Consider the following 25,756-nt stretch of genomic DNA (forward strand, 5'->3'; position numbering starts at 1 on the left):
CTGCGCGCTCTTTCCGAATACAGATCATCCGTCCATAATTATGTGCTCTGGGGGCCACGATCATGTTGGACGGGTGGAATGTGAACCGGTCTTACCGGGGAATGTCGGCTGAGCAAAGGCTGGCAGACAGACGCGAGCGGCTCATGACAGCTGCGTACACGCTCTACGCTAAGCCGGGCTTCTCGGCTACCACGATCGAAAGGCTGTGTTCTGAGGCGCGGATCTCCAACCGGGCGTTCTACGAATGTTTCGGCGGGCGCGAGGAACTCCTTCAGGCCCTGCACGAACGATGTGTCGAGGAAAGCCTCGCCGTCGTCGCCAAAGCGTTGCAGGATGCGCCTCAGACTCTCGACGGGAGAATCGGCGCGGGAGTGCGCGCCTATATGGAATTCGCCACGGCCGACTGGCGCCGTGCCCGCATCATGCACCTGGAGGTGCGCAGGTCGGGGGATGTGCTGGCGGCGTCCCGGCAGCGCGCCGTGTCCTCCTTCGCCAGGCTCGTGGAGGAGGCCTCCGCCGAATTCCCGCAGGCGGCGAAGATCGATCGGCATCTGCTGGCGCTCGGCGTGATTGGAGCGCTGCAAGAACTTCTCATCGAATGGATCCTCGCCGAGGAGCCGACGGAACTCGAGGAGCTGATCCAGGTCGCTGTTCACATCTGTGGACGGGCACTCGGTGCGTCGTGAGCATTTGATGACAGACCGTGATTCTATGGCGGAGTGCGCCGGGGGATAATCATGCCGCTAATCGGCATCTGGGTAGCTTTGGGAACGACGGCGTGCGGCAACGTCACGGCACAACCATTGCCCGAGAGGCTTGGTTTGTCCGCACCCGTCAGCCCTCCGCCCGGCGAAACACCTAGACGAAAGTCGCCCTCCCCCGGCGACCGGAGTTCCTGGTGCGCGGAGAAGAGCTGCCGTCTGCGCGAAGGAGAACGCCCGCCCCAGTTCGTGGTGATCTCCTTCGACGGGGCCGGGGTGGACGGCCAGGACTGGTTCCCGGTCTTCCGCAGGACCGCCGAGCGCACTCAGGCCAGGCTGACGTTCTTCCTGTCGGGCGTCTACCTGCTGCCCGCCGACCGGCGCGAGCAGTACCGGCCGCCCGGCCGCCCGCGCGGCAGCTCCGACATCGGCTTCCAGCGCCCCGCCAGGATCGCCGACCAGGCGGCCGAGCTCACCGCCGCCTGGAACGCCGGCCACGAGATCGGCACCCACTTCAACGGCCACTTCTGCGGGCCGAGCGGCGTCTCGTCGTGGTCGGCCGCCGACTGGCGCAGCGAGATCGAGCAGTTCTACGGCTTCGTCGAGCACTGGCGGCGCAACTCCGGCCGCACCGACCTGCCCGACCTGCCCTTCCGCATCCGCGAGGCGGTCTCCGGCGGCCGTACGCCCTGCCTGCAGGGCGATCGCGACGCGATGTTCACCGCCTTCAAGAAGTACGGCTGGCGCTACGACGCCTCCGGCACCGGCGAGGTCCGCTGGCCGCGCAAGCGCTCGGGGCTGTGGCAGTTCCCGCTGCCCAGCATCCCGCTGCCCGGCAGCGGGACGCGCGTGCTCGGCATGGACTACAACTTCTTCACCGTGCACAGCGGCGCCAGGACCGGCGAACGCCACAACTGGCGGCGCTGGCAGCGCCAGACCACCGAGGCCTACACCGGCGCGGTACGGCGTTCGCTGCGCGGCGACCGCGCCCCGGTCTTCATCGGCAACCACTTCGAGACGTGGAACGGCGGCATCTACATGCGGGCGCTGATCACGCTCATGAAGGAGGTCTGCACACGGAACGCCGTCAGGTGCGTCTCCTTCGAGCAACTGGCCGACTGGCTGGACGCCCAGACCCCCGCGACGCTGGCCCGGCTCCGAGCCGAGGTGTAGAGAGCGTCAGGCGACGGCGGCGGCGGGCACTTCCACGCGCAGGACCCGGTTCAGCCGGGTCACCGCCAGCACCCGCATGATCCGGGGCGGCACCCGGCGCAGGACCAGGCGGCGTTCCGCGGCCAGCGCGCGCCGATGCGTGCCCACGAGCACGCCGAGGCCGGTGGCGTCGATCATCTCCAGCTTGGAGAGATCCAGGATGAGATCGCCCGTGCCCGAGTCCACCGCGTCGTGCAACCGCTGGCGCAGTCCCGCCGAGGTCCCGGCGTCCAGCCGGGAGCCGATCCGCACCACCTGAGCCCCAGGCTTCCCCTGGACGCGCATGCCACCTCCTCAACTCACGCTCCGCGATGATCGTCACGCAACGTCGCCACACCCCGACAAACGGGCACTAGTAAGAAGGAACTACCCGCTTAGCGAGGCACTACCGCTTTCAGCGTGAATTCCCCATCACCATTCGGCAACGCCGTCAGCTTCCCGCCCACGGCGGCCAGCCGCTCGTTCAGGCCGCTCAGCCCGCTGCCGAGGTCGACCGCGCGCCTGCGGGCCACGCCGTCGTTGCGCACCTCCAGCGACGCGTCGTCGCCGGTGAAACGCAGGGTGATGACGCAGAACGCGGCCGTGGAGTGCTTGAGCACGTTGGTCACCGCCTCACGCACCACGTACGCGAAGACCTGGGCCACGTCGGCGGGCACCTCCCGGTAGGGCAGGTTCAGCTCGCACCGCACGCCGGCCGCCTCCAGCACGCTCCTGACGCTCAGCAGTTCCGCGGGCAGATCCAGCTCCCGGTAGCCGCGCACCGCCTCACGCAGCTCGCGCAGCGCCTTCCTGGTCAGGTCGCGGACCTCGGCCATCTCCGCCTTGGCCGCGCCCACGTCGGCGTCGGCCAGCCGTACGGCCAGCTCCGACTTGACCGCGAGCGCGGAGAGCTGATGCCCGACGAGGTCGTGCAGGTCGCGGGCGAAGCGCAGCCGCTCCTCCGCGACCGCGAGCCGCGACTGGGCCTCCTTGGCCTCGTGCGCCTTGGCGGCCAGCAGCCAGATCCACACCCACATCCGGTTGGCCAGCGGGGTCAGCAGGCAGATGAGCAGGTAGGTGAAGGCGGCCACGGTGATCCCCACCAGCACCGGCGTGTCCTCGGGGACGAAGACCGCCCGCCCGGCCACCGTCCAGAAGGCCGCCAGCGCGGTGACGACCACCCAGCTGCCGAAGATCTGCAGGAACATGGTCCGCCGCCGGACCCCCACCACCGCCACCGACAACCACGCCATCGGGACGAAACCCCAGCCGACCACGTCGGCGCCGCTGAGCGCGCACGCGGCGAAGGCCAGGACGCCGGAGACCACGACGTCCCTGACCGGATAGCGGCGCTCGAAGACGGCCTTGCTGATGCGCAGGTAGAACCAGCTGAACGCGACCGCCATGAGCAGCGCGGGCCCGATCTGCCACGGCTCCGTCCGGCCGGTCCCCATCGTGGCGGCGGAGTTGAGCAGAATGACCAGCCACATGGCGCCCAGTGTCGAGTTCAACACCAGGCGCGTCATGCGGCGGGCCCGCGTCAGCTCATCCATCTACTTCGCGCGCAGCACGTCGCCGAGCTTGACCTTCGCCCCGGTACGCAGCACCGCCCGCTCGTAGACCTTGGCGCCGACGGAGAGCATGCCGAGCACCGCGGCGACCATCAGCACGGCCGCCAGGGAGACCTCCCACAGGGGCACGTCGGCGGCGGCCAGGCGCACCGGCATGACGATCGAGGAGAAGGGCGGGATGATCGAGATGATCTGCGCCAGCGTGCCGGTCGGCTGGTTGGCCGCGAAGAAGCCGACGAGGTAGGTGACCATGATGAGCATGGTCATCGGGGTCAGTGTGTTGCCGACCTCCTCCTGCCGGGAGACCAGGGAGGCCAGGGAGGCGGCCAGCGTGGCGTAGAAGGCGTACCCCAGGATGAACCACACCAGCACCCACGTCACGATCATCGGCATCCCGGGCGGGAAGTCCATGGCCAGACCGGAGGCGAACGCGGCGATGAGACCCGCGGCCAGTGTCACGACCAGGTTAATGACGCCGATCACGCCCAGTCCGACGATCTTGCCGCCGAGCAGCTGCCAGGGCCGCAGCGAGGCGAACAGGATCTCCACGATCCTGCTGCCCTTCTCCTCGACCACGCCCATGGCCACCATCATGGCCTGTCCGATGACCAGCATGAACAGCAGGATGACCAGCACGGTCGCGATGCCCGCGCGGGCTTCCTGGTAGCGGGTGTCGGCGCCCACCGACTCCATGGCCAGCGGCGGGATGTTCACCCCGGCCGCGCCGAGCCGCGCCTCGCGGTTGACGCTCTGCAGCAGGACGCCGAGCTCGGTCTCGATCTCACCGTCGGTCTGCACCTTGGTGCCGTCCACGAGCACCGCGTCGAGGTCGCCGTCGAGCAGCGCCTTCTTGGCCGCCGCCGCGTCGGGGAAGGAGCGCCACTCGAACTCGATGTCGGGGGCCGCCGCCTTGAGCGGAAGCTGCTGGGAGTTGACCGTGCCCAGCGTGTAGGAGTCGGGGCCGCCCATGAGCTTGGGCGCGAAGGCGAGCCCGGCCATGATGACCACGGTGACGATGAGGCCGATGACGAAGGCCTTGGTGCGCAGCTGTGTCGAGATCTCCCGACGCGCCACCAGGAGCAGGGAGTTCATGCCACGGCCTCCTTGAAGATCTCGGTGAGGGTGGGGTGCTCGACCCCGAAGTGCTCGACGTGTCCCGCCTTGATGGCGCGGTGGAGGATCTCCTGGTCCTCGCCGGCCTCGACGAGCAGCACGTGCCGGTCACCGTTGACGGTGAGCCGCCCCGGCAGGCCGTCGGCCCAGCCGGGCTGGGCGTCGCGCACGACGACGCGCAGCGTGCTGCTCTCGGCCGCGCGCAGCTCCTCGACGGTGCCGCTGGCCACCATGCGCCCGGCCGAGACGATGCCGACCGCGTCGCACAGCCGCTCGACCAGTTCGAGCTGGTGGCTGGAGAAGATCACCGGCACGCCGCCCCTGCACCGCTCCTGCAGCACCCCGGCCAGCGCGTCGACCGCGATCGGGTCGAGGCCGGAGAACGGCTCGTCGAGCACGAGCACCTCGGGGTCGTGCACCAGGGCCACGGCCAGCTGCACGCGCTGCTGGTTGCCCAGGGAGAGCGCCTCGACCGCGTCCGCGCGCCGCTCGGTGAGCGAGAGCCGCTCCAGCAGCTCGTCGGTGGCCCGGCGGGCCTTGGGCTGGCTCAGCCCGTGCAGACGGCCGAAGTACTCGACCTGCTCGCCGACCCGCATCTTCTGGTAGAGCCCGCGCTCCTCGGGCATGTACCCGAAGCGCCGCCGGTCGGCGGCGCCGAGCGGGCGGCCCTGCCAGGCGACCTCGCCGGCGTCGGGCCTGAGCACCCCCATGACGATCCGCATGGTGGTGGTCTTTCCGGCGCCGTTGGCGCCGACGAACCCGAACATCTCGCCGGGCCGTACGGCGAAGGCCACCCCGTCCAGGGCTACCTTGTCCGCGTACCGCTTGCGCAGCTCCCTTATCTCCAGCATGCGTCCATGGTGCTGCCTGCGCGGTTCATCCAGGTAGTCGTGGAAATCACTGGCTGGAAATGCGGGGTGAGTGCGCATCAGATGACATTTGTCATCCCGCGGAGCGTGTGGCGGGTCCCGCTCCGGCGGCGTCCTGCTCGAACCACTGCGCCGCCATTTGGACCCCCTTTGTCTGGAGCTCCCGGCTGTGGCAGTCTCCGCTGTTGGCGACCAGGCGGTGGTCGGGGGCGCGGTACGCCCTCGACCACGCCGGCGCGCCTGTACGACATCGACCAACCCCTGCCGAGGCCAGCCACATGACCGCCAGTTTCCACCCGGACGGCTTCCCGCTCCGTTTCACCCACCCCGACCTGCCCGGCCACCCGTTCCTCCTTCAGGAGGAGAGCGACCGCTGGCACACGCCCGCCCACCGCTGGGGCAGCGGCTTCGCGATCACCTCACGGGGCTCGGGCCGCTGGAACGCCGCCTCCGGCGCCCACGAGCCCGTCCCCGGCCTCACGCTGACGATCGCCAGAACCACCGGCGGGAACGCCCTCACCGAGACCTACACCTGGCTCAACACCGGCGACTCCGCGCTCACCCTCGGCTCGCTGGCCGTCTCCCTGCCGATCAGGGACGTCTACGACGACGCCGAGGACGCGCTCACCCGCGCCTGCCACGCCCACGTCTGGACCGGCGGCGCCTGGTCCTGGCTGCTCGCCCAGCCGATGAGCGGCGAGGGCCCGGTCCTGGGCACGATCGTGCGCGAGGGCGCGCTGTGGGCCTACTCGGTCGAGTCCAGGAACATCGGCTCCGGCTCGAACGTCCGCGGCCACATCCTGCTCCACGTCACCGACCACGCCAGGAACCCGGCCGCGTTCGGCGGGCAGCCGGAGATCGTGCTGGAGCCCGGCCGGGCCTATGTGCTGCGGCTGGAGACGGGCTTCCACGACAGCGTCGAGGCGTTCCTGACCGCGACCCGGCCGCCGGTGGCCATCGACCGGCTGGTCGCCGAGACCGGGCAGACGTTGCGCGTGGGCGATCGGGAGATCACCTCGCACGAGCACGGGGAGCTGCACGTCGAACTGCCGGGCGGCAGCCGTACCTCTGTGTTGTTCCACACACCGCGGCGCGAGCTGGTCGAGCGGCGGGTCGCCCGCGTCCTGGCCGACCACCGGCCCCTGCACCTCGACGTGCCGGAACGCCACGCCTTCGTCCCCTACGACAACGCCACCGGCCTCACCCAGCCCGCCAACGGCTGGGGCGACTGGACCGACGGCGCCGAGCGGCTGGCCATGCCCACGCTGCTCCAGCAGGCCAGGCTGCGCGGCTGGGGCGACGCGAGCGCGATCGACGAGGCGCTGCACGGCTGGTCCGCCTTCGCCCGCAAATGGCTGGTGGAGGAGGACGGCACCGTCCGCCGCGGCAGCCACTTCCCCGAGCGTCAGCCGCGCCTGTACAACTTCCCCTGGCTGGCCCACTTCTTCGCCGACCAGTTCAAGCTGTACGGCGAGGCCGCCGACCTCGACCTGGCAGCCCGCGTCATCGAACGCGCCTACACCCTGGGCGCCATCGACCACCTGCTGCTCGGCTTCCCCGAGGTGATCCTCCAGGTGGCCGGTCAGCTCGACGAGAACGACCAGCCGGGCCGCGCCGCCGGACTGCGCGACTCACTGACCAAGCACGCCGCCCACTTCGCCCGGCTCGGCCACGCCCTGCCCAGCCACGAGGTCAACTACGAGCAGTCGATGGTGGCGCCGCTGGTGTCCCTGCTGGCCGCCGACGGCGGCCATCCCGAAGCGCTGGAGCGGGCGCTGCGCTGGCTGCGCGCCTTCGGCGGCCCCCAGCCCCACGTACGGCTGCGCGACATCGGCATCCGGCACTGGGACGGCTTCTGGTTCGGCCGCGACCGGCTCTACGGCGACGTCTTCCCGCACTACTGGAGCGTGCTGACCGCGGTCGCCCTGTCCCAGGTGGGCGAGAGGGAGAGCGCCCAGGCCATCTTCCGCGCCAACCTGGTCAACTACACCGCCGACGCGTCGGCCACCTGCGCCTTCGTGATGCCGAGCTGTGTGGAGGGGCTGCCCGCGCACCGGCCGGACCCGCTCGCCAACGACCAGGACTGGGCGCTCACGCTGTGGCTCCGCAGTACACATGAAGAGTGAGATCCTGGGTCCATGACCCGAGCAGACAAGGACAAACCCGTCGTCCTCTCCAAGATCTACACCCGCACCGGGGACGACGGGACGACCGCGCTCGCCGACATGAGCCGCGCCCCCAAGACCGACCCGCGCCTGGCCGCCTACGCCGACGCGGAGGAGGCCAACGCGGCGATCGGCCTGGCCCTGGCGTTCGGCACGCTGGCGCCGGAGATCGCGCGGGTGCTGGGCCGTGTCCAGAACGAGCTCTTCGACCTGGGCGCCGACCTGGCGACGCCGGTGGTGGCCGAGCCGGAGTTCCCGCCGCTGCGGGTCGAGGCGTCCTACGTCGAGTGGCTGGAAGCCCAGTGCGACGCCTTCAACGCCCAGCTGAAGCCGCTGCGCAGCTTCATCCTGCCCGGCGGCGACCCGGCCACCGCCCAGCTCCACGTGGCCCGCGTGACGGTCCGCAGGGCCGAACGCACGACCTGGGCCGCCCTTGAGACGCACGACGACATCAACCCGCTGACCGCCACGTATCTGAACCGCCTGTCGGACCTGTTGTTCATCCTGTGCAGGATCGCCCACGACGGCTCCGAGATCCTCTGGAAGCCGGGCGGCACCCGCTAGGCGACGTCGAGGTAGGCGCTGGGCGGAGCCGACTCCAGCCACGCCAGGAAGCCCGTCAGCGCGTCCGCGCTCATCGCCAGCGACACCGGGCCGCAGTCGATGGCATAGAGGTCGTCGTCGAGCGGGCGACGGTCGGAAACGACGAGGCCGCGCCTCGCGATCGCGTGGCGCGGCCTCAGTCGCACTCCGATGAGCGGGATCCAGTGGAGCTCCCCGTCGGCGTAGCGGGCTACCCCGCTGCGCCAGGAGCCGGACCCCTGTCGCAGCCGACAGGGCACACTCCCGCGCGTGCGCGCGAGCACCAGCCCGCGCAACACGATCAGGGCGGCGAACAGCAGCACACCGATCAATACCGTCAGCGCTGCCGCCATCGCCGCCCCCAAATGATCAGACGTCCTCGCCGGCCGCCTTCAGCCGAGCCCGCGCACGCTTGGCCTCGACTGCCGCGTCGGCATCCTCCTGGTTGCTCTCGATCGAGGCCTGAGCCCGCTCAAGAGCGTCGCGCGCAGCCGCGACGTCGACCTCGGAACCGAGCTCGGCCACCTCGGCGAGCACGGAGACCTCGTCGTCGGCCACGGAGATGAAACCCCCGTGGACCGCGGCGACCAGATCGCCCTCGCCCTCCCGCTTCACGCGCAGCACGCCGCCCTCGACGAGGACGCCGAGAACGGGTGCGTGTTGCGGCATAATACCGATCTCGCCGTCCACGGTCTTGGCAATCACCATGTCGGCCTCGCCCGACCAGATCTCACGCTCTGGCGAGACAACCCCTACGCGTAGCTTGGCCACGTTAGGTTCCCTTCCGGTCTCAAGATGCCGGTATCAGCGCTTGCTGACACCGGCATCGTCGGGCGATCAGCGCTCGAGTTCCTTGGCCTTCGCCACGGCCTGCTCGATGCCACCGACCATGAAGAACGCCTGCTCGGGCAGGTGGTCATACTCGCCGGCGCACAGCCCCTTGAAGGAGGCGATGGTCTCGTCCAGCGGCACGTTCTCACCCGGCTGACCGGTGAACGCCTCGGCGGCGTACATCGGGTGCGACAGGAAGCGCTCGATGCGGCGGGCCCGGTTGACGGTGACCTTGTCCTCTTCGGACAGCTCGTCGATACCGAGGATCGCGATGATGTCCTGCAGTTCCTTGTACTTCTGCAGGATGCGCTTCGTCTCCTGGGCCACCGCGTAGTGCTCGGCGCCCACGATCTGCGGGTCGAGGATGCGGGAGCTGGAGTCGAGGGGGTCCACCGCGGGGTAGATGCCCTTCTCCGAGATCGGCCGCGACAGAACGGTCTGCGCGTCCAGGTGCGCGAACGCGTTGTGCGGAGCCGGGTCGGTGATGTCGTCAGCGGGCACGTAGATCGCCTGCATGGAGGTGATCGAGTGACCGCGCGTCGAGGTGATGCGCTCCTGGAGCACACCCATCTCGTCGGCCAGCGTGGGCTGGTAGCCCACCGCGGACGGCATGCGGCCGAGCAGCGTGGAGACCTCGGAACCGGCCTGCGTGAAGCGGAAGATGTTGTCGATGAACAGAAGCACGTCCTGCTTCTGCACGTCGCGGAAGTACTCCGCCATCGTCAGCGCCGACAGGGCCACGCGCAGACGGGTGCCCGGGGGCTCGTCCATCTGGCCGAAGACGAGCGCGGTGTCCTTGAGGACGTCCGCCTCCTCCATCTCCAGCCAGAGGTCGTTGCCCTCACGGGTACGCTCGCCGACGCCCGCGAAGCAGGAGGTGCCACCGAAGTTACGCGCGACCCGGCGGATCATCTCCTGGATCAGAACGGTCTTGCCGACACCGGCGCCGCCGAACAGGCCGATCTTGCCGCCCTGCACGTACGGGGTCAGCAGGTCGATGACCTTGATGCCGGTGACCAGCATCTCGGTGCGCGACTCCAGCTGGTCGAACGCCGGGCTGGGGCGGTGGATGCCCCACTTCTCGGTGATCTTCAGGGAGGAGGTCGGCACGTCGAGGGACTCGCCGAGCGCGTTCCACACGTGACCCTTGACGACGTCGCCGACGGGCACCGAGATCGGCTCGCCGGAGTCGGTGACGGCGGAGCCGCGCACCAGGCCGTCGGTGGGCTGCATGGAGATCGCGCGGACCAGGTTGTCACCCAGGTGCTGGGCGACCTCCAGGGTCAGCGTCTTGGTCTCGCCACCCAGCGTGACCTCGACGTTCAGCGCGTTGTAGATCTCGGGCATCGCCTCGACGGGGAACTCCACGTCGACGACGGGACCGTTGACACGAGCCACACGGCCGATTCCATTGGCCGTGGTCTCCACAGAATCCACAGTCTCTGCAGTCATTTCACTCTTTCCCCGCTGCGGCGTCGGCCAGCGCGTTGGCGCCACCGACGATCTCGCTGATTTCCTGGGTGATCTCGGCCTGGCGAGCCTGGTTCATTCGCTGGGTCAGAACCCGCATCAGCTCGTTGGCGTTGTCCGTCGCGGACTTCATCGCGCGCCTGCGCGCGGCCTCCTCGGAGGCCGCCGACTGCAGCAGCGCGGTGAAGATGCGGGACTCGACGTAGCGCGGCAGCAACGACTCCAGCACGTCGCCCGCCGTGGGCTCGAACTCGAAGTACGGCGGGATCGTGTCCGTCGCCGAGGCCTCGGTCTCCTCGATCTCAAGCGGCAGGATGCGCTTGACCACCACGTTCTGGGTGAGCATCGAGACGAACTCGGTCGAGACGATGTGGATCTCGTCGATCCCGTTGTCGTCCTTGAACGAGTCGATCAGCTCGCCCGCGATGGTCTTGGCGTCGGCGTAGGAGGGCTTCCTGGAGAAGCCGACCCACTGGCCGCCCATCGAACGTGCGCGGAAGGAGTGCCAGGTGACACCCTTGCGGCCGGTCACGAACGGGATGACCTCAAGCCCGCGGCCGGCCAGCAGCCCGCGCAGGGCCTCGGCTTCGCGCAGGACGTTGGCGTTGAAGCCGCCGCAGAACCCGCTGTCGCTGGTGACGATGAGGACGCCCGCCTTGGCGGGGTTCTCCTTCGCCACCGTCAGGGGATGGTCGACGCTCGACGCGTTGCTGACGACGCCGGTGACGGCGCGAGTGATCTCACGCTCGTACGGCAGCGCCGCGTGCATCCGCTGCTGAGCCCGCACGATCCGGGAGGAAGCGATGAGCTCCTGGGCGCGCGTGATCTTGGCGGTCGAGGTGACCGACTTGATCCGCCGCCGCAGCAGCCTTAGCTGGGCACCCATGGCCTACTTCGTCTCCGCCGGCCGGACGACCTTCTTGATCTTCTCCTGGCCGACCTCGTCCGCGTCCAGTGGCGCGACGGGCTCGTCCTTGATCAGAAGCTCACCCGAGGAGGTGGTGAAGCCCTTCTTGAACTCCGTCACGCTGTCCTTGAGGGCGGTGACGGTGTCGTCCGACAGCTCGCGGGTCTCCCGGATGCTGTCGAAGATGCCCTTGTGCGCGCTCTGGATGTAGTCGAGGAACTCCGTCTCGAAGCGGCGGATGTCCTCGACCGGCACCTCGTCGAGCTCACCGGTGGTGCCGGCCCACACCGACACGACCTCGCGCTCCAGCGAGAACGGGCTGTACTGGGGCTGCTTGAGCAGCTCGACCAGGCGCAGACCACGCTCGAGCTGAGCCTTGGAGGCGGCGTCGAGGTCGGAGGCGAACGCGGCGAACGCCTCCAGGTCGCGGTACTGCGACAGGGCCAGACGGAGCGTGCCGGCGACCTTGCGCATCGCCTTGGCCTGCGCGGAACCACCGACTCGGGAGACGGAGATACCGACGTTGATGGCCGGGCGGACACCGGCGTTGAACAGGTCCGTCTCAAGGAAGACCTGGCCGTCGGTGATGGAGATGACGTTGGTCGGGATGAACGCCGAGACGTCGTTGCCCTTGGTCTCGATGATCGGCAGACCGGTCATCGAGCCGCCGCCCATGTCGTCGGAGAGCTTGGCGCAGCGCTCCAGCAGGCGGGAGTGGAGGTAGAAGACGTCGCCGGGGAAGGCCTCACGGCCCGGCGGGCGACGCAGCAGGAGGGAGACCGCGCGGTAGGCGTCGGCCTGCTTGGTCAGGTCGTCGAAGACGATCAGGACGTGCTTGCCCTGGTACATCCAGTGCTGCCCGATGGCAGAGCCGGTGTAGGGGGCGAGGTACTTGTAGCCGGCGGCGTCGGACGCGGGAGCGGCCACGATGGTCGTGTACTCCAGCGCGCCCGCCTCCTCCAGGCGAGCCCTGACCTGCGCGATCGTCGAGCCCTTCTGGCCGATCGCGACGTAGACGCAGCGCACCTGCTTCTTCGGGTCGCCCGAGAGCCAGTTGTCGCGCTGGTTGAGGATGGTGTCCACGGCGATCGCGGTCTTGCCCGTGCCACGGTCGCCGATGATCAGCTGACGCTGGCCACGGCCGATCGCGGTCATGGCGTCGATCGCCTTGATGCCGGTGGCGAGGGACTCCTTCACCGGCTGGCGCTGGACGACACTGGGCGCCTGGAGCTCAAGGGCGCGAAGGCCCTCGGACTCGATGTGGCCCTTGCCGTCGAGCGGGTTGCCCAGGGGGTCGACCACGCGGCCGAGGAAGTTGTCGCCGACGGGCACGGACAGGACCTCGCCCGTCCGGCGGACCGTCTGACCTTCTTCGATCTTGCTGAAGTCGCCCAGGATAACGACACCGATCTCGCGGGTGTCGAGGTTCAGTGCCAGACCGCGCGTGCCGTCCTCGAACTCGAGCAGTTCGTTCGCCATCGCCGAGGGAAGGCCGGAGACGTGGGCGATGCCGTCGCCACAGTCGACGACGGTCCCGATCTCCTCGCGCGCGGCGCCTTCCGGTTCGTACGCCTGGACGAAGCGCTCAAGCGCGTCCCGGATCTCGTCCGGCCGGATCGTAAGCTCCGCCATCTCTACTCTGTCTCCCTATTCGCCTTAGCCGGCCAGCCGGCGGCGGACTTCTTCGATTCGTCCCACAATGGTGGTGTCGATGATCTCGTCGCCGATGCGGACCGAGAATCCACCGAGCACACGCGGATCCACCTCGACGTTCAGGTGCACGTCGCGGCCGTAGGAGCCGCGCAGCCACGCCGTCAGGCGCTGCTTCTGCTCCTCACTGAGCGCGACGGCGCTGCGCACCACCGCGACGAGGCGCTGACGCTGCTGAGCGACCAGCTGCCCGAACTCCTCGAGGCCACCCTCCAGATTACGTCCTCGCGGGTGCAAGGCCAGCTGCGTGAACAGACGCAGCGTGGACGGTGCGACCTTGCCGCCGAGCAGGTCCCGCAGCAGTTGCTGCTTGCCTTCGGCGGGCGCGGACGGATCGGTGAGCGCGCGGCGCAGTTCGGGGTTGGCTGCGACGATGCGGCCGAAGCGGAAGAGCTCGTCCTCCACGTCGTCCAGCTTGCCCTGGCCCTCGGCCTCGGCGGCAGCGGCGACCACGCCGAGCCGTTCCAGCACGTCGGTCAGGTCCCCGGCCCGCGACCACCTGGCCGCGACAGCGGCCTCGACGGTGCCGAGGGTCGCGTCGCCGACCTTGCCCTGGAGCAGGCTGCGAAGGGTCTCCGCCTTCTGCCCCGCGGGCCTGGCCGGGTCGGACAGGGCGCGGCGCAGGCCGTGCTCGCGGTCGAGCAGGTCGGCCACCGCGAACAGTTCGTCGGAGAGCGCGCCGAGGTCGGCGCTGCCGGCCGCGGCGTTGAAGCGCTCCTCGACCTCAGCCAGCGAGGTCCTGCTCAGACCTCTCATGTCTCGCTCCGCTCAGTGCGTCGGATTCGCTCCGGCATCAGCGCACCGCCGCGGTGTTCTCGAGCTCGTCGAGGAACCGGTCGACGGTACGGCGCTGCCGGACCTCGTCCTCAAGGGACTCGCCGACAATGCGGCTGGCCAGGTCGGTCGACAGGCGGCCGATCTCGTTGCGGAGCGAGGCGAACGCCGCCTGGCGGTCGGCCTCGATCTGCGCGTGCGCCGCCTCGATGAGACGACGGGCCTCGGCCTGCGCCTCCTCGCGGAGCTCAGCCTTGATCTGCGCGGCCTGCTCACGAGCTTCCTCGCGCAGACGAGCCGCCTCATGCCGGGCCTCGGCCAGCCGGTCGCGGTACTGCTGCTGCAGTGCCTGCGCCTCGGCCTGAGCCTCCTCCGCCCTCTTGATGCCGCCTTCGATGGCGTCGGTCCGCTCGGCCAGAGTCTTCTGGATGCGCGGGACGAGCACCTTGATGAGGAAGAAGGCGACAACGGCGAACGCGAAGATACCGACGACGAGCTCGTACGTGTGCGGCAGGAGGGGGTTGTACCCCTCCTCCGCAGCGAGGAGCGTAGCTGCCTTAGTCATGGGTGCAGCCTTTCGTCAGAGGGTCTTCTGCTAACTAGATGGCCTGGAAGATGAACGGCGCGACCAGACCGATCAGGGCCAGGGCCTCGGTGAGGACGAAGCCGAGGAGCATGTTCTGGCGGATCAGGCCGTACGCCTCCGGCTGGCGGGCAATGGCCTGCACACCCTGACCGAAGATGATGCCGACGCCGATGCCGGGGCCGATGGCGGCGAGACCGTAACCGATGGCGGTGACGTTGCCGGAGACCTCAGCGAGAACGCTCATTGCTGTTTTCCTTTACTGGACGGCCGGTGAAGCGGAGTCTCACCGGTCACGGACTGTTCCGGTATGTGGTTCTCAGTGCTCCGCGTGCAGCGCGCCGCCGATGTACATCGCGGCCAGCATCGCGAAGAGGAATGCCTGCAGGAACTGGATGAACATCTCGAAGCCGGTGAAGACGATGGTCATCACCACACCGAGCACGCCGATCGGGGCGCCCAGCGGGGTCAGCTTCTCGAACAGGAACCAGAAGCCCACCATGCTGAAGAAGGCCAGCAGCATGTGACCGGCGAACATGTTGGCGAACAGTCGCACCGCGTGCGTAAAGGGCGCGATGATCATGTTCGAGAGAAACTCGATCGGGGCCAGCAGGAAGTAGATCGGCTTGGGAAGTCCCGGGGGGAACATCATGTTCTTGAAGTAGCCGATGGCGCCCTGGTGCTTGACGCCGAGGTACACCTTGAGGATGTAGATCGTGACCGCGAGCACGACAGGGAAGGCGATGTGCGAGGCGACGGGGAACTGGATGAAGGGCACGACGCCCATCAGGTTCCAGACCAGCACCAGGAAGAACATGGTCAGGAGCAGGCCCATCCAGCGGTCGGCGTCCTTGCCCAGGAAGGGCCGGGCGACCTGGTCGCGCACGAACATGTAGCCGTACTCGGCGACGTTCTGGACACCCCGGGGCACGATCTTCGGCTTCGCGAAGGCCGCCCAGCAGAAGCCGAGCACGATGACCGAGCTGAGGATCGCGAGGAGGACCGGCTTGGTGAACCAGGCGACCCCGGGGATGATCGGCTCAAAGACGAACAGTGACTCGGGCGTCGGCGCCCCGAACTCGCCAGGAGTGTCGGCGGCCAGGACCGTCAGCGCATTCACGCGGCGTCCCCTTCAACGTCGTAGTGGATCACAAGGGTTTCCTCAGCGAAGCGATCGCCAGGTGGGGTCAGCGACCGTACTTCCGGTAGACCAGGTAGACGGCGAGAGCGACCCCCACGACAACGCCTATGGGGAAGAGCGCGGACGTGCCGAGCCACCGGTCCAGCAACCAGCCCGCACCGCCGTAGATCGCCATCCCGGAGAGAAGGTAGCTGGGAATCGACCACGCGGCGTTGGCGAAGTCCTGGCCGTCGTCTTCGGGCCGGCGCTTCTTCTCTTCGCTCATCGCGCGCCCGACGATAGCAGGCAAGCGGAGGACTAGTCATATCGGACCCCGCCCCTTTACCTTGCTCATGAGTCGCCCTGGCCCGGGACTTTGGCGTCGGGGTCCACGTAAAGCATCTTCGTCTTCACGAAGGCCCTGACTTCCGCCGCGGTCCACACGATGGTGCAGATCACGACGCTCCAGGCGAAGGCCCGCGGGTTCCACACGGTGGTGTCACCGAACGTGGAGAGCATGACCATGATGACGACGACTTTGACGAGGTAGCTGACCATGGCGGCGGCGGCCATCATCTGCGGGGAGATTCTGGCGGCGTAGGAGACGACCACCACGCTGATGCTGAAGAAGACACCGACCAGCGCGAGCCCCACCAGGGCTCCGATGACTCCCTTACCCCCCGCGAGGAAGAAGGCCACGATGGCGGCAACGGCGCCCACGACCAGCGTGGGCAGCGCGGCGCTTTTGAGTACGCGCACGTCGTTGGCCTGCATCGGTGCTCCCGTAGCGAGTTATCAAGCGAGCGTTTGCTACCCCCAGAGCCGGTGCGTCTGGGGGGCCTTGCTCGTGAAAGATATCACAAGCTCATGGAAGACCGCTTTTACCTGCCGTTTCTAGTTCGCGATCATGAACCGCCGGGGAACGCCTGGACCGTGTTGCGCTCCTGGTTGGGCGCCGGGCGGCGTACCTGCTGGGTGACCTCGTCGAACGGCTGGATGACGGGCATCGGGCCGGTCGGCGGGCCGTCGTCGTCATCGTCGGAGCCGCCGCGCGGGGCGGCGTGCGCGCCGCCGCGGCCGCGGAACCGGGGCAGCGCCATCATGACCAGCACGCCGAGTGCGAGCAGAATCACAATCGGGAAGAGCAGGATCGGCACTCCGAAGACCGACATCGTGACCAGGCCGAAGGCGAACAGGATCGTCCACGCGTACATGATCAGGACCGTCCGGCGCTGCGAGTGGCCGATGTCGAGCAGCCGGTGGTGCAGGTGACCGCGGTCGGGCGCGAACGGGGACAAGCCCAGTGACGTGCGTCTGACCACGGCGGTTATCAGGTCGGTCAGCGGCAGGACCAGCACGGCCACCGGCAGCAGCAGCGGCACCAGCGTGCCGAACTTGTTGATGCCGTCGAAGGAGAACGGGTCGAGCGGGGTCACCGTGATCAGCGAGCCGGCCAGCACCAGGCCCAGCAGCATCGCGCCGGTGTCGCCCATGAAGATTTTGGCCGGGTGGAAGTTGTGCGGCAGGAAGCCGAGGCACATGCCGATGAGGATCGCGGTGATCGCGGCCGTGGTGTTGATGCGGTTCTGCTCGATGGCCTGGTCGAGGAAGATCGAGTACATCCAGGTGGCCGCCGCGGCGATGCCGACGATGCCGGCCGCCAGGCCGTCGAGCCCGTCGACGAAGTTCACCGCGTTGATGGCGACGACCACGATCAGGATCGTCAGCACCGTGCTCAGGTTGTAGTCGAGAACGTACGCGCCGCCCCAGCTGTCGGGCAGCGGGATCGAGGTCAGCCGCATCTCGAAGAAGACCATGACGCCCGCCGCCGCGATCTGGCCGCCCAGCTTGATGAAGGGGTCCATGCCCCACCAGTCGTCCAGGAAGCCGGTCAGCGTGATCAGGCCGCCCGCGACGATCAGCGCCAGCGTGGTCTGGTCCTGCGACAGGACGTAGCCGGTGCGGTTGAGGTTGCCCGCCACCAGCAGGCCGGCGACCATGCCGAAGTACATGGCGAGACCCCCCAGGCGCGGGGTCGGCGTGGTGTGCACGTCGCGCTCGCGAACCTCGGGCATCGCTCCGATGCGTATGGCGAAGCGACGGACCAGCGGCACGAGTAGAAACGTCACCGCCGCCGCGACCAACGCCATGAAGAGGTATTCGCGCACGGGCATCAGTTTCCCTGATCCTCCGGCCTACTGTGACCGGAAAACGACACAGAACAGCTTATAATTCGCTGAGATAAGGCTGATGTATGACCAGCAGCTCCGAAACCCGTCTCCGCACTTCAGCGACAGTGTCCGGATATCTCACCGCCTGCGCCACGAGTGTTGCCACCTCTTTCAGCTCCTCGGGTCCCATGCCCTGCGTGGTGACGCACGGCGTGCCGACCCTGACTCCAGACGTGACGGCAGGTGGTTCGGGATCATACGGGATCACGTTGCGGTTCAGGGTGATCGCGGCCGCCGCGCACCGGCGTTCCGCCTCCGCCCCGGTGACGCCCAGCGCCCGCAGGTCGATCAGCGCCAGGTGACTGTCCGTTCCGCCGGACACCGGGCGCATGCCCTCCTCGGCGAGCGTGTCGCACAGCGCCCGCGCGTTGGCGACCACCTGCCTGGCGTAGTCGGCGAACTCCGGCCGCAGCGCCTCGCCGAACGCCACCGCCTTCGCCGCGACGGCGTGCATCAGCGGCCCGCCCTGCACGAACGGGAAGACCGCCCGGTCCACCCGCGCGGCGACCTCGCGCGTGCAGAGGATCCCGCCGCCGCGCGGGCCGCGCAGCGCCTTGTGCGTGGTGAAGGTGACCACGTCCGCGTACGGCACCGCGCTCGGGATCACACCCCCCGCCATCAGCCCGATCGTGTGCGCCACGTCGGCCAGCAGCCAGGCCCCGACCTCGTCGGCGATGTCGCGGAAAATCGAGAAGTTGACCAGGCGCGGATAGGCGGTGGCGCCGCAGACGATCACCTTTGGCCGGTGGCGCAGGGCCAGCGCCCTGACTTCGTCGTAGTCGATGAGTTCGGTGTCGCGACGCACGCCGTACGCGATCACGTCGAACCATTTTCCGGAGAAGTTCACCTTCGAGCCATGCGTGAGGTGGCCGCCGTGCGGCAGCGCCATGGCCAGCATCGTGTCGCCCGGCTGGAGCAGCGCGGCGTAGGCGGCCAGGTTCGCCGAGGCGCCCGAGTGCGGCTGGACGTTGGCGTGCTCCGCCCCGAACAACTCCTTGGCCCGCGAGATCGCCAGCCGCTCCGCCCGGTCCACGACTTCGCAGCCGCCGTAGTAGCGGCGTCCCGGGTAGCCCTCCGCGTACTTGTTCGTGAGGGTCGAACCCAGGGCGGCGAGCACCGCGGGCGAGGTGAAGTTCTCGCTCGCGATCAGCTGGATCCCGCCGCGCACCCGGTCGAGCTCGTCGAGCAACACCTGGGCGATCTCGGGATCCCGCTGCTGCAGCAGGCCGAAGTCTGGCCCGTAGTAGGGCATTTTCTCAATGTACGCCCGTTTTCCTCACCCGACGCAGGTCCCCCTGGCACCACGCCCCGGATCGCCGTCAGGAGAAGGCATGCGGCGCCCCGGCCGAGCTGGGCACCCAGCGCGGCGTGTCGGCGGCCTCGTCGCTGATCGCGGTCAGCACCGCCTGCCGATAGAGGCCCAGCCGGGTCCGCCACTCGGCAAGATCCTCCACGTAACGGCTCCCCACCGGGGCGTCCCACGTCTGCGGGCTCCTGGCGAGCTGGTAGGCCTTGTCCAGAGAGGTCGTCAGCGACTCCAGCAGCGGCATGACGGCCTGCCAGGCGGTTACCAGGCGCTGGTACTCAGGATTGAACTCCCAGGCCCTCGGCTGGCCGTCCAGGGCGCCGGAGGCGGTGGCGGGCGGGGTCTCGCCGGGCTGGCGGGGCTGGGGGGCGGGCGGGTCAACGTACATCAGCGACTCCTCTCGCCCGGCTCCACCGCACCCGGCGGGCCGTCAGGCCGAATGTCCTCAGGCACCCACTCCCCCTTGCCCCATTCCCCCTTGGGCACCTCCACACTCGGCATGTCCATCGGCTGGACGTCGCGCACGTTGTCCATCAGCGTCTTGAGCGCCGCCGGGTCGAGCGGGTCGGCGTCCACGGACACCACGTCACTGCCGTCATCAGCCCACTGCTGCGGGCCCGCACTGCCTCCCGCCGCCGGACTGCTGTATTCAGTTCCGGTACGGTCGCCCGCCGGGGTGCTGTACCCGGTCCCGGTACGGTCGCCCGCCGGCGCCGTCTGACCACGGTCACCGGAGGTCTCCGGGGTGCCTGTGCCGGTGCCTGTGTCGCCTCGCCCGTTGGAAGTGGCCGGGTTGGCGGGGTCGGCCTTGTTGCCCGGTGCGGTGTCGTTCGCGTCGGTCTTCGCGCAGTTCCCCTGATCCCCGGAGACGTCCGAGGGCTGGTTGCCGACGGGCTGGGCAGGGTTGCCGGAAGTGTCGGAGGGCTGGTTGCCGACGGGCTGGGACGGCGTGGTCTGGTTGCCGTAGGCGTCCCCGGTCGTGGGATTGCCGTCCGGCTGGGACGGCGTGGATTGGTTGCCGTAGGCGTCGGACGTCACGGGCGGGTTGGCCGCGGGAGTGTCGGGGGTCGTGGGCGGGTAGCTGACCGGTTGGGCAGGAGTGCCGGAGGTGGCGGTCGGGCTGCCCGAGGTGTCCTGGGTCGTGGTGGGGTTGCCGGGGTCGAGGGAGCCCGGTGGGCCGTCGGGTTTGATGTCCTGCGGCGCCCACTGGCCGTTGCCCATCTCCCCCTTGGGCACCTCCACACCGGGCATGTCCATCGGCTGGACGTCCCTGATGTTCTCGATCAGCGCCTTCAGGGCGGCTGGGTCGATCGGCTTGGCGTCCGCGGAGACCACGTCGCTGCCGTCGTTCGCCCAGGTGCTGAGGCCACCGGCGTCGACCGTCTTCCCGCCGGGCTGGATCTGGCCGGGAGTGGTGTCGCCGGAGAGCGTGGGAGTGTCCTGGGGCTGGATGTCCTCGATGTTCCTGATCAGCTCCTCCAACTCCTCGGCCGTGGGCGGATCGAGCGGAACCTGGAGGACCTTCACCCCGTCCACCTCGACGACCTGCGGCTTGGTCGGGTCGAGGGGAGGTTCGGCGCCCCGATCGCGCCTGCTGTCACGTTCGTCATCCTTGGGCTCGTCGCCCTTGACCGGGTCGTCCTTCTTGTCGTTCTTGTTCTCGTCGGAGGCGGTGACGTCGTCGCTCTTGGGATCCGGCTTGTCGTCACCCTTCGGATCCGGCTTGTCCTCAGTCTTGACGTCGGGCTTGTCGTCGGTCTTCACATCGGGCTTGTCGTCGGTCTTCACGTCCGGCTTGTCGTCGGTCTTCACGTCCGGCTTGTCGTCGGTCTTCACGTCCGGCTTGTCGTCCGTCTTCACGTCCGGCTTGGGATCGTCCGCCCTGGGGTTGTCGTAGCGCGAGCGGTCGTCACCGCGCTCTTCCTTCGGCTCGTCCTCGGAACCGGTGGCAGGCTTGGGGTCGTGCTTGGGCTCGGTCTTGCCCTCGTCGTTCCCGCCCAGCACACGTACCGGGTCCTTGCCCGCGTCCGCCCCCCGAGGCGCGTCCTCACGCTTCTCCAGCACGGTCAGCCGGGTGTTGACGTCCTTGGACATCGTGTCGATGGCGTCGGCGACCTGCCCCGGCCGGTGCATGGCCCGGGTGGCCAGCCCGGCCCCGCTCATCACCTGGGCGACCCGGCCCTCGATCGTGCGCAGCTCCCCCGCCGCCTGCTTCACCTCAGCCAGCAGGTCACGCACCAGCTTCGGGTCCATGCCGTCGAACTTGCCCATGGGCGAGCCACCTCCGGGCACCACGGTAGGCCGCCCGTGCCCCCTGTGACTCGCGTGATAAACAGCGGGTATCGCTGGGATCAGCCTTCGGTGGCGACATACCCGACAATTCCCCGCAACTTCTCCACCGGGATCGCCCCGGCCCGCAGCAGCCGCGGCACCGCGGTGGTCAGGTCGAGGATGGTCGATGGCGTGTTGTCGTTGGTCGGTCCGGCGTCCAGGTAGACGGCCACGGACTCGCCGAGCTGGTCCTCCGCCTCCTCCGCGGTGGTGGCGGCGGGCGAGCCCGAGCGGTTGGCGCTGGAGACGGCCATCGGGCCGGTCTCCTTCAGCAGGTCGAGGGCGATCGGGTGCAGCGGCATGCGCAGCGCCACCGTGCCCTTCGTGTCGCCGAGGTCCCACGACAGCGCCCGGTTGGCCTTGCAGACGATCGTCAGCGGACCGGGCCAGAAGGCGTCGATGAGGTCCTGGCCGTAGGGGCCGAGGTCCTCGACCAGGGCGTTGGCCGCGCGTACGGTGCCGACCAGCACGGGCGGCGGCATCTCGCGGCCACGGCCTTTGGCCTCCAGCAGCGCGGTGACGGCGCTCTGGGTGAAGGCGTCGGCGCCGATGCCGTAGACGGTGTCGGTGGGCAGCACCACGAGTTCGCCCCTGCGCACCGCGTTGGCGGCCTCGGTCAGGCCTTCGGCCTTCTGGTCGGCGTCCGAGCAGTCAAATCGTCGTCCCACGGCGCTGTCGGCCTCTCTGCGTTCTGAATGGGCGGGGCTCGCCCGCATCCTAGTCCTGGGCCAGCCTGGCGGTGACGTACCTGTCTCGCCGGGTGAGATCCTGGCGCAGGCGTACGTCCCGCCAGCCATTGTCCTCGGGGAAGGTCAGGTAGACCGACCGGCCCTGCTGGTCGGCGTGCTCGACGGCGACCCAGCCGCCGGGCCGCAGCAGCCGGAACGCGGTCCGCTCCACCGCCCTGACCTCGTCAAGCCCGTCGTCGCCCGTGCCGTAGAGCGCCCGGGAGGGGTCGTAGTCGCGCACCTCGGGGTCGCGCGGGATCGCGCCGGGCGGAATGTAGGGCGGGTTGGAGATCACCATGTCGACGGTGCCGTTGAGCTCGGGCAGCGCCTCGGCGAGGTCGTCGGGGTGCAGGTGGACGCGGCCCTGGCCGTGCTCGGCGATGTTGCGCTTGGCCCACGTGTACGCACCGGGGTCGACCTCGACCGCGTGGACCTCGGCCAGCGAGACCTCCTGGGCGATGGACAGGGCGATCGCGCCCGATCCGGTGCCGAGGTCGACGACGAGCGGCTGGGTGACGTCCATGGCGCGCAGGGTCTCGATGGCCCATCCGGCCATGACCTCGGTCTCCGGCCGCGGGACGAAGACGCCGGGGCCGACCTCAAGCTCCAGGTAGCGGAAGTAGGCGTGGCCGGTGATGTGCTGAAGGGGCTCGCGCGCCTCGCGCCTGGCGATGCCCTCCCAGAACAGGGCGTCGAAGTCGCCGTCCTTGACCGTGTGCAGCTCGCTTCTGCGCACGCCGTGGACGAACGCCGCGATCTCCTCCGCGTCGGTGCGCGGCGACGGCACACCGGCCTCGGCCAGCCGGGCCGTTGCGTGTGCGATCTCGTCCAGCAGAAATGTCATGAGTGTTGTGCGAGCTTCTCCGCCGTTTCGGCGTCGATCAGGGCCTGGGTGACGGCGTTGAGCTCGCCGTCGAGGACCTGGTCGAGGTTATACGCCTTGAAGCCGACGCGGTGGTCGGAGATGCGGTTCTCCGGGTAGTTGTAGGTGCGGATGCGCTCGGAGCGGTCGACGGTGCGGACCTGCGACTTGCGCTCGGCCTGCGCGGCGGCGTCGGCCTCCTCCTGGGCGATGGCCAGCAGGCGGGCGCGCAGGATGCGCAGCGCCGACTCCTTGTTCTGCAGCTGGCTCTTCTCGTTCTGGCAGGAGACGACCACGCCCGTGGGCACGTGGGTGATGCGCACCGCGGAGTCGGTGGTGTTGACGCTCTGGCCGCCGGGCCCGCTGGAGCGGTAGACGTCGATGCGCAGGTCGTTGGGGTCGATCTGGACGTCGACCTCCTCCGCCTCCGGGTAGATGAGCACGCCGGCGGCGCTGGTGTGGATCCGGCCCTGCGACTCGGTGGCGGGCACCCGCTGGACTCGGTGGACGCCGCCCTCGTACTTGAGCCTGGACCACACGCCCTCGTCGCCCTTGGCCCGGATGCCGACGGTGACGTCCTTGTAGCCGCCGAGGTCGGAGTGCTGGGCCTCGATGACCTCGGTCTTCCAGCCCAGGCGCTCGGCGTAGCGCAGGTACATCCGCAGCAGGTCGCCGGCGAACAGCGCCGACTCCTCCCCGCCCTCGCCCGCCTTGATCTCCATGATGATGTCCTTGTCATCATTGGGATCGCGCGGGATGAGCAGGTGGCGGAGCTTCTCCTCCAGCTGCGGGATGCGGGCCGCGAGCTCCTCGGCCTCGGTCGCGAACGCCTCGTCCTCGCCGGCGAGCTCCTTGGCGGCGCTGAGGTCGTCGCGCACGCCCTCCAGCTCGCGGTAGGTGCCGACGATCGGGGTCAGGTGGCGGTAACGCTTGCCGAGCGTGCGGGCCTTGGACTGGTCAGCGTGCACGGCGGGATCGGCGAGCTGCGTCTCCAGCTCCGCGTACTCCTTGAGCAACTCGTCCAGATTCACCGTGGGTCCTTATGTCGTCCGTGCCGGCCGTACCACCAAGAACGCCGACCCGGCGCACCTGTGAGTGCGTCGGGCCGGCGTCAGGGGAGCTACTTGCTCTGGGCCTTCTTGCCGAAGCGCTGCTCGAAGCGCGCCACCCGGCCACCGGTGTCCAGGATCTTCTGCTTGCCCGTGTAGAACGGGTGGCAGGCCGAGCACACGTCGGCGTGGATGACGCCGTTCTTCGCGGTGCTGCGGGTCGTGAAGGAGTTGCCGCACGTGCAGGTCACCTGCGTCACGTGGTACTCCGGGTGGATGTCGCTCTTCATGTGAGTCCTTTCGGGGTGCGGTCGCCGGGTCGCCTCAGCTGCTCTGCGCGCGGTCGCACACTGGATGTGGTGCGCGCGGCGGGAACCGGTACCGCTTCGGTTCAGCTACCAGTGTGCCAGACGTTGCAACCAACCCAGGCCACCAGGCATTCCCCGGATCTTGATGCCGAACTCACTCCTGTCACACTAGGCTCCCGCGCATCAATCATTAGTTTTCCTCCCATAAAGGACATCAAAAGAGATGATGAGAAAGGTGCGGTTGCTCCTCGCGACCGCCACGGGGGCCGCCGTTCTCCTCGGAGGCGCCGGAATCACGGCCACGGCTGCCGGAGCCTCCACCTCCCTGACCGCCCGCACCGCGGCAGGGGACATCACGGGCGTCTCCGCCGGCAACACCTACGTGCCGAGCGACGGAACCGTCCAGGCCGGCATCAACTTCACGGTCAAGGACCCGCTGGGCACCGACCCGAGCACGACGGTCCCGGCCAGCGTGACCGCCGAGATCTCGCCGCCCGGCAAGGCCGCCCGTTCGGTGAACGTCTCCTACAGCCAGCCGTCCAAGGGGAGCGACGGCAAGCTGCCCACCTCGGCGGCCGGCACGGGATCGTTCAACATCTCCAGCGACGACCCGGCCGGCGACTGGTCGCTGACGTTCAAGGTCAGCCGCGGCGGATCGGTCAGCACCGACTCCTTCACCGTCAACGTGACGGGCAAGAAGGCGAGCATCAGCGCCTCGGTGTCGCCCGACCCCGTCAACCTCAAGAAGGGCCGCGAGGTCCAGGTCGACGTCAGCGCCAGGGTCAAGGACGCCGGCTCGGTCAGCGCCCGCCTCGTCAGCGACGACACCAGCGAGTACTACGACCTCGGCACCCTCAGCCAGGACGGCTACGGCGTCTACACCGGCAGCACGTACTTCAGCGACGACACCGAGCCCGGCGCGTGGACCCTGGAGGTGACCGCCACCCGGGGCAACGAGACGTTCAAGGGCCAGGTGGCCTTCACCGTCAACGAGCCCGAGGGCGGCGTCTCCAAGAAGGCCAAGTCCAAGGTCACCCTCTCCGTGCAGAAGAAGGGCACGAAGATCAAGGTGTACGGCAAGGCCACCCGCGCCGGCAAGGCGTACAAGGGCAAGATGCTGGCCGTCTACTACAAGGCCAAGGGCGCCAAGGGCAAGTACAAGCGCATCGCGTGGGTGAAGACGGACTCCGCCGGCAAGTACAGCACCAAGGTCACGATCAAGAAGGACGGCTACGTCAAGGTGCGGCTCTCGGGCACCAGCAAGACCAGGAGCGCCTGGTCCCCGCAGAAGTTCGTGAACATCAAGTAGTAGCCCGCGTCTGACCCCGGCCCGCGCCCTCTAAGGCGCGGGCCG

At 68.8% G+C, this 25,756-nt stretch carries 28 protein-coding genes; 5 read left to right on the plus strand and 23 right to left on the minus strand.

Going from position 1 to position 25,756, the window contains the following annotated elements:
- Positions 1-143: 143 nt before the first annotated feature.
- Positions 144-686 carry a TetR/AcrR family transcriptional regulator gene (locus HNR40_RS26725; RefSeq protein WP_246509492.1) on the plus strand — a complete coding sequence of 181 codons (543 nt, stop codon included), beginning with the start codon at positions 144-146 and terminating at the stop codon, positions 684-686.
- Between the two features lie 264 nt (positions 687-950).
- Positions 951-1,874 carry a polysaccharide deacetylase family protein gene (locus HNR40_RS26730; RefSeq protein ID WP_184965926.1) on the plus strand — a complete coding sequence of 308 codons (924 nt, stop codon included), beginning with the start codon at positions 951-953 and terminating at the stop codon, positions 1,872-1,874.
- A 6-nt stretch (positions 1,875-1,880) separates the two neighbouring features.
- Here the strand turns inward: HNR40_RS26730 and HNR40_RS26735 are convergent, their stop codons facing one another.
- The 4 genes from HNR40_RS26735 to HNR40_RS26750 all read right to left on the minus strand — a co-directional run bounded on the left by HNR40_RS26735 (position 1,881) and on the right by HNR40_RS26750 (position 5,427).
- The gene (locus tag HNR40_RS26735) at positions 1,881-2,198 is read right to left on the minus strand and encodes an STAS domain-containing protein (RefSeq protein ID WP_184965928.1); all 318 of its coding nucleotides are present in this window, start codon (positions 2,196-2,198) and stop codon (positions 1,881-1,883) included.
- An 89-nt stretch (positions 2,199-2,287) separates the two neighbouring features.
- Complete coding sequence (locus tag HNR40_RS26740; RefSeq protein WP_184965930.1) at positions 2,288-3,445, minus strand: sensor histidine kinase; 1,158 nt, start codon at positions 3,443-3,445, stop codon at positions 2,288-2,290.
- The gene (locus HNR40_RS26745) at positions 3,446-4,555 is read right to left on the minus strand and encodes an ABC transporter permease (protein WP_184965932.1); all 1,110 of its coding nucleotides are present in this window, start codon (positions 4,553-4,555) and stop codon (positions 3,446-3,448) included.
- Positions 4,552-5,427: an ABC transporter ATP-binding protein gene (locus HNR40_RS26750; protein ID WP_184965934.1), complete on the minus strand. Its 876-nt coding sequence runs from the start codon at positions 5,425-5,427 to the stop codon at positions 4,552-4,554. The genes HNR40_RS26745 and HNR40_RS26750 overlap by 4 nt, the downstream gene beginning before the upstream one ends.
- A gap of 296 nt (positions 5,428-5,723) precedes the next feature.
- Here HNR40_RS26750 and HNR40_RS26755 point away from each other — a divergent pair, with 296 nt between their 5' ends.
- Both HNR40_RS26755 and HNR40_RS26760 read left to right on the plus strand, forming a co-directional pair.
- The gene (locus tag HNR40_RS26755; protein WP_184965936.1) at positions 5,724-7,571 is read left to right on the plus strand and encodes a hypothetical protein; all 1,848 of its coding nucleotides are present in this window, start codon (positions 5,724-5,726) and stop codon (positions 7,569-7,571) included.
- Positions 7,572-7,583: 12 nt separating this feature from the next.
- Positions 7,584-8,174 (plus strand): cob(I)yrinic acid a,c-diamide adenosyltransferase, encoded by a 591-nt coding sequence (locus tag HNR40_RS26760; protein ID WP_184965938.1) that lies wholly within the window; start codon positions 7,584-7,586, stop codon positions 8,172-8,174.
- Here HNR40_RS26760 and HNR40_RS26765 read toward each other — a convergent pair.
- The 19 genes from HNR40_RS26765 to rpmE all read right to left on the minus strand — a co-directional run bounded on the left by HNR40_RS26765 (position 8,171) and on the right by rpmE (position 24,384).
- Positions 8,171-8,515, minus strand: coding sequence for a DUF2550 domain-containing protein (locus HNR40_RS26765; protein WP_312896533.1), 345 nt, complete (start codon positions 8,513-8,515; stop codon positions 8,171-8,173). The genes HNR40_RS26760 and HNR40_RS26765 overlap by 4 nt on opposite strands.
- A 46-nt stretch (positions 8,516-8,561) precedes the next feature.
- Positions 8,562-8,963, minus strand: coding sequence for a F0F1 ATP synthase subunit epsilon (locus HNR40_RS26770; RefSeq protein ID WP_184965942.1), 402 nt, complete (start codon positions 8,961-8,963; stop codon positions 8,562-8,564).
- A gap of 66 nt (positions 8,964-9,029) precedes the next feature.
- Positions 9,030-10,475, minus strand: a complete 1,446-nt coding sequence (atpD, locus tag HNR40_RS26775) for a F0F1 ATP synthase subunit beta (RefSeq protein ID WP_184965944.1) — start codon at positions 10,473-10,475, stop codon at positions 9,030-9,032.
- Position 10,476: 1 nt separating this feature from the next.
- Positions 10,477-11,379 carry a F0F1 ATP synthase subunit gamma gene (locus HNR40_RS26780; protein WP_184965946.1) on the minus strand — a complete coding sequence of 301 codons (903 nt, stop codon included), beginning with the start codon at positions 11,377-11,379 and terminating at the stop codon, positions 10,477-10,479.
- A gap of 3 nt (positions 11,380-11,382) precedes the next feature.
- The gene (gene atpA, locus HNR40_RS26785) at positions 11,383-13,032 is read right to left on the minus strand and encodes a F0F1 ATP synthase subunit alpha (protein ID WP_184965948.1); all 1,650 of its coding nucleotides are present in this window, start codon (positions 13,030-13,032) and stop codon (positions 11,383-11,385) included.
- Positions 13,033-13,056: 24 nt separating this feature from the next.
- Positions 13,057-13,866, minus strand: a complete 810-nt coding sequence (locus HNR40_RS26790) for a F0F1 ATP synthase subunit delta (protein WP_184965950.1) — start codon at positions 13,864-13,866, stop codon at positions 13,057-13,059.
- A 37-nt stretch (positions 13,867-13,903) separates the two neighbouring features.
- On the minus strand, positions 13,904-14,449 hold the full coding sequence (locus HNR40_RS26795; RefSeq protein WP_184965952.1) for a F0F1 ATP synthase subunit B: 546 nt from the start codon (positions 14,447-14,449) through the stop codon (positions 13,904-13,906).
- Between the two features lie 34 nt (positions 14,450-14,483).
- Positions 14,484-14,714 carry an ATP synthase F0 subunit C gene (gene atpE / locus HNR40_RS26800; RefSeq protein ID WP_132595523.1) on the minus strand — a complete coding sequence of 77 codons (231 nt, stop codon included), beginning with the start codon at positions 14,712-14,714 and terminating at the stop codon, positions 14,484-14,486.
- Between the two features lie 72 nt (positions 14,715-14,786).
- Positions 14,787-15,587 (minus strand): F0F1 ATP synthase subunit A, encoded by an 801-nt coding sequence (atpB, locus tag HNR40_RS26805; RefSeq protein WP_184965954.1) that lies wholly within the window; start codon positions 15,585-15,587, stop codon positions 14,787-14,789.
- A gap of 67 nt (positions 15,588-15,654) precedes the next feature.
- Positions 15,655-15,873: an AtpZ/AtpI family protein gene (locus tag HNR40_RS26810; protein ID WP_184965956.1), complete on the minus strand. Its 219-nt coding sequence runs from the start codon at positions 15,871-15,873 to the stop codon at positions 15,655-15,657.
- Between the two features lie 65 nt (positions 15,874-15,938).
- A complete protein-coding gene (locus HNR40_RS26815; protein ID WP_184965958.1) occupies positions 15,939-16,361 on the minus strand; it encodes a Cg1360 family ATP-synthase-associated protein in 423 nt (140 codons plus the stop codon).
- Between the two features lie 131 nt (positions 16,362-16,492).
- Positions 16,493-17,755: a glycosyltransferase family 4 protein gene (locus HNR40_RS26820; protein ID WP_184965960.1), complete on the minus strand. Its 1,263-nt coding sequence runs from the start codon at positions 17,753-17,755 to the stop codon at positions 16,493-16,495.
- Positions 17,756-17,813: 58 nt separating this feature from the next.
- Entirely contained in the window at positions 17,814-19,070 is a 1,257-nt protein-coding gene (gene glyA, locus HNR40_RS26825; RefSeq protein WP_184965962.1) for a serine hydroxymethyltransferase, read from the minus strand.
- Between the two features lie 67 nt (positions 19,071-19,137).
- Positions 19,138-19,512, minus strand: coding sequence for a hypothetical protein (locus HNR40_RS26830; protein ID WP_184965964.1), 375 nt, complete (start codon positions 19,510-19,512; stop codon positions 19,138-19,140).
- A complete protein-coding gene (locus tag HNR40_RS56525) occupies positions 19,512-21,395 on the minus strand; it encodes a hypothetical protein (RefSeq protein ID WP_184965966.1) in 1,884 nt (627 codons plus the stop codon). The genes HNR40_RS26830 and HNR40_RS56525 overlap by 1 nt, the downstream gene beginning before the upstream one ends.
- An 80-nt stretch (positions 21,396-21,475) precedes the next feature.
- On the minus strand, positions 21,476-22,123 hold the full coding sequence (locus HNR40_RS26840) for an L-threonylcarbamoyladenylate synthase (protein WP_184965968.1): 648 nt from the start codon (positions 22,121-22,123) through the stop codon (positions 21,476-21,478).
- A 49-nt stretch (positions 22,124-22,172) separates the two neighbouring features.
- Positions 22,173-23,027 carry a peptide chain release factor N(5)-glutamine methyltransferase gene (prmC, locus tag HNR40_RS26845; protein WP_184965970.1) on the minus strand — a complete coding sequence of 285 codons (855 nt, stop codon included), beginning with the start codon at positions 23,025-23,027 and terminating at the stop codon, positions 22,173-22,175.
- Positions 23,024-24,076 carry a peptide chain release factor 1 gene (prfA, locus tag HNR40_RS26850; protein ID WP_184965971.1) on the minus strand — a complete coding sequence of 351 codons (1,053 nt, stop codon included), beginning with the start codon at positions 24,074-24,076 and terminating at the stop codon, positions 23,024-23,026. The genes prmC and prfA overlap by 4 nt, the downstream gene beginning before the upstream one ends.
- Positions 24,077-24,165: 89 nt before the next feature.
- Positions 24,166-24,384, minus strand: a complete 219-nt coding sequence (rpmE, locus tag HNR40_RS26855; RefSeq protein ID WP_184965973.1) for a 50S ribosomal protein L31 — start codon at positions 24,382-24,384, stop codon at positions 24,166-24,168.
- 253 nt (positions 24,385-24,637) lie between these two features.
- Here rpmE and HNR40_RS26860 point away from each other — a divergent pair, with 253 nt between their 5' ends.
- Positions 24,638-25,711, plus strand: coding sequence for a hypothetical protein (locus HNR40_RS26860; RefSeq protein WP_184965975.1), 1,074 nt, complete (start codon positions 24,638-24,640; stop codon positions 25,709-25,711).
- Positions 25,712-25,756 lie beyond the last annotated feature (45 nt).

This window comes from Nonomuraea endophytica (assembly GCF_014203235.1).
GTDB classification, from domain to species: Bacteria; Actinomycetota; Actinomycetes; order Streptosporangiales; family Streptosporangiaceae; genus Nonomuraea; species Nonomuraea endophytica.

Excerpts from the sequence above, each read along its gene's own strand:
- HNR40_RS26815 (WP_184965958.1), bottom strand. The coding sequence starts at position 16,361 with ATGCAGGCCAACGACGTGCGCGTACTCAAAAGCGCCGCGCTGCCCACG.
- HNR40_RS26780 (WP_184965946.1), bottom strand. The coding sequence starts at position 11,379 with ATGGGTGCCCAGCTAAGGCTGCTGCGGCGGCGGATCAAGTCGGTCACC.
- prmC (WP_184965970.1), bottom strand. The coding sequence starts at position 23,027 with ATGACATTTCTGCTGGACGAGATCGCACACGCAACGGCCCGGCTGGCC.
- HNR40_RS26735 (WP_184965928.1), bottom strand. The coding sequence starts at position 2,198 with ATGCGCGTCCAGGGGAAGCCTGGGGCTCAGGTGGTGCGGATCGGCTCC.
- atpE (WP_132595523.1), bottom strand. The coding sequence starts at position 14,714 with ATGAGCGTTCTCGCTGAGGTCTCCGGCAACGTCACCGCCATCGGTTAC.
- HNR40_RS26790 (WP_184965950.1), bottom strand. The coding sequence starts at position 13,866 with ATGAGAGGTCTGAGCAGGACCTCGCTGGCTGAGGTCGAGGAGCGCTTC.
- HNR40_RS56525 (WP_184965966.1), bottom strand. The coding sequence starts at position 21,395 with ATGGGCAAGTTCGACGGCATGGACCCGAAGCTGGTGCGTGACCTGCTG.
- atpA (WP_184965948.1), bottom strand. The coding sequence starts at position 13,032 with ATGGCGGAGCTTACGATCCGGCCGGACGAGATCCGGGACGCGCTTGAG.
- glyA (WP_184965962.1), bottom strand. The coding sequence starts at position 19,070 with ATGCCCTACTACGGGCCAGACTTCGGCCTGCTGCAGCAGCGGGATCCC.
- HNR40_RS26795 (WP_184965952.1), bottom strand. The coding sequence starts at position 14,449 with ATGACTAAGGCAGCTACGCTCCTCGCTGCGGAGGAGGGGTACAACCCC.
- HNR40_RS26745 (WP_184965932.1), bottom strand. The coding sequence starts at position 4,555 with ATGAACTCCCTGCTCCTGGTGGCGCGTCGGGAGATCTCGACACAGCTG.
- rpmE (WP_184965973.1), bottom strand. The coding sequence starts at position 24,384 with ATGAAGAGCGACATCCACCCGGAGTACCACGTGACGCAGGTGACCTGC.
- HNR40_RS26760 (WP_184965938.1), top strand. The coding sequence starts at position 7,584 with ATGACCCGAGCAGACAAGGACAAACCCGTCGTCCTCTCCAAGATCTAC.
- HNR40_RS26830 (WP_184965964.1), bottom strand. The coding sequence starts at position 19,512 with ATGTACGTTGACCCGCCCGCCCCCCAGCCCCGCCAGCCCGGCGAGACC.
- HNR40_RS26755 (WP_184965936.1), top strand. The coding sequence starts at position 5,724 with ATGACCGCCAGTTTCCACCCGGACGGCTTCCCGCTCCGTTTCACCCAC.
- HNR40_RS26810 (WP_184965956.1), bottom strand. The coding sequence starts at position 15,873 with ATGAGCGAAGAGAAGAAGCGCCGGCCCGAAGACGACGGCCAGGACTTC.
- HNR40_RS26750 (WP_184965934.1), bottom strand. The coding sequence starts at position 5,427 with ATGCTGGAGATAAGGGAGCTGCGCAAGCGGTACGCGGACAAGGTAGCC.
- HNR40_RS26725 (WP_246509492.1), top strand. The coding sequence starts at position 144 with ATGACAGCTGCGTACACGCTCTACGCTAAGCCGGGCTTCTCGGCTACC.
- HNR40_RS26740 (WP_184965930.1), bottom strand. The coding sequence starts at position 3,445 with ATGGATGAGCTGACGCGGGCCCGCCGCATGACGCGCCTGGTGTTGAAC.
- atpD (WP_184965944.1), bottom strand. The coding sequence starts at position 10,475 with ATGACTGCAGAGACTGTGGATTCTGTGGAGACCACGGCCAATGGAATC.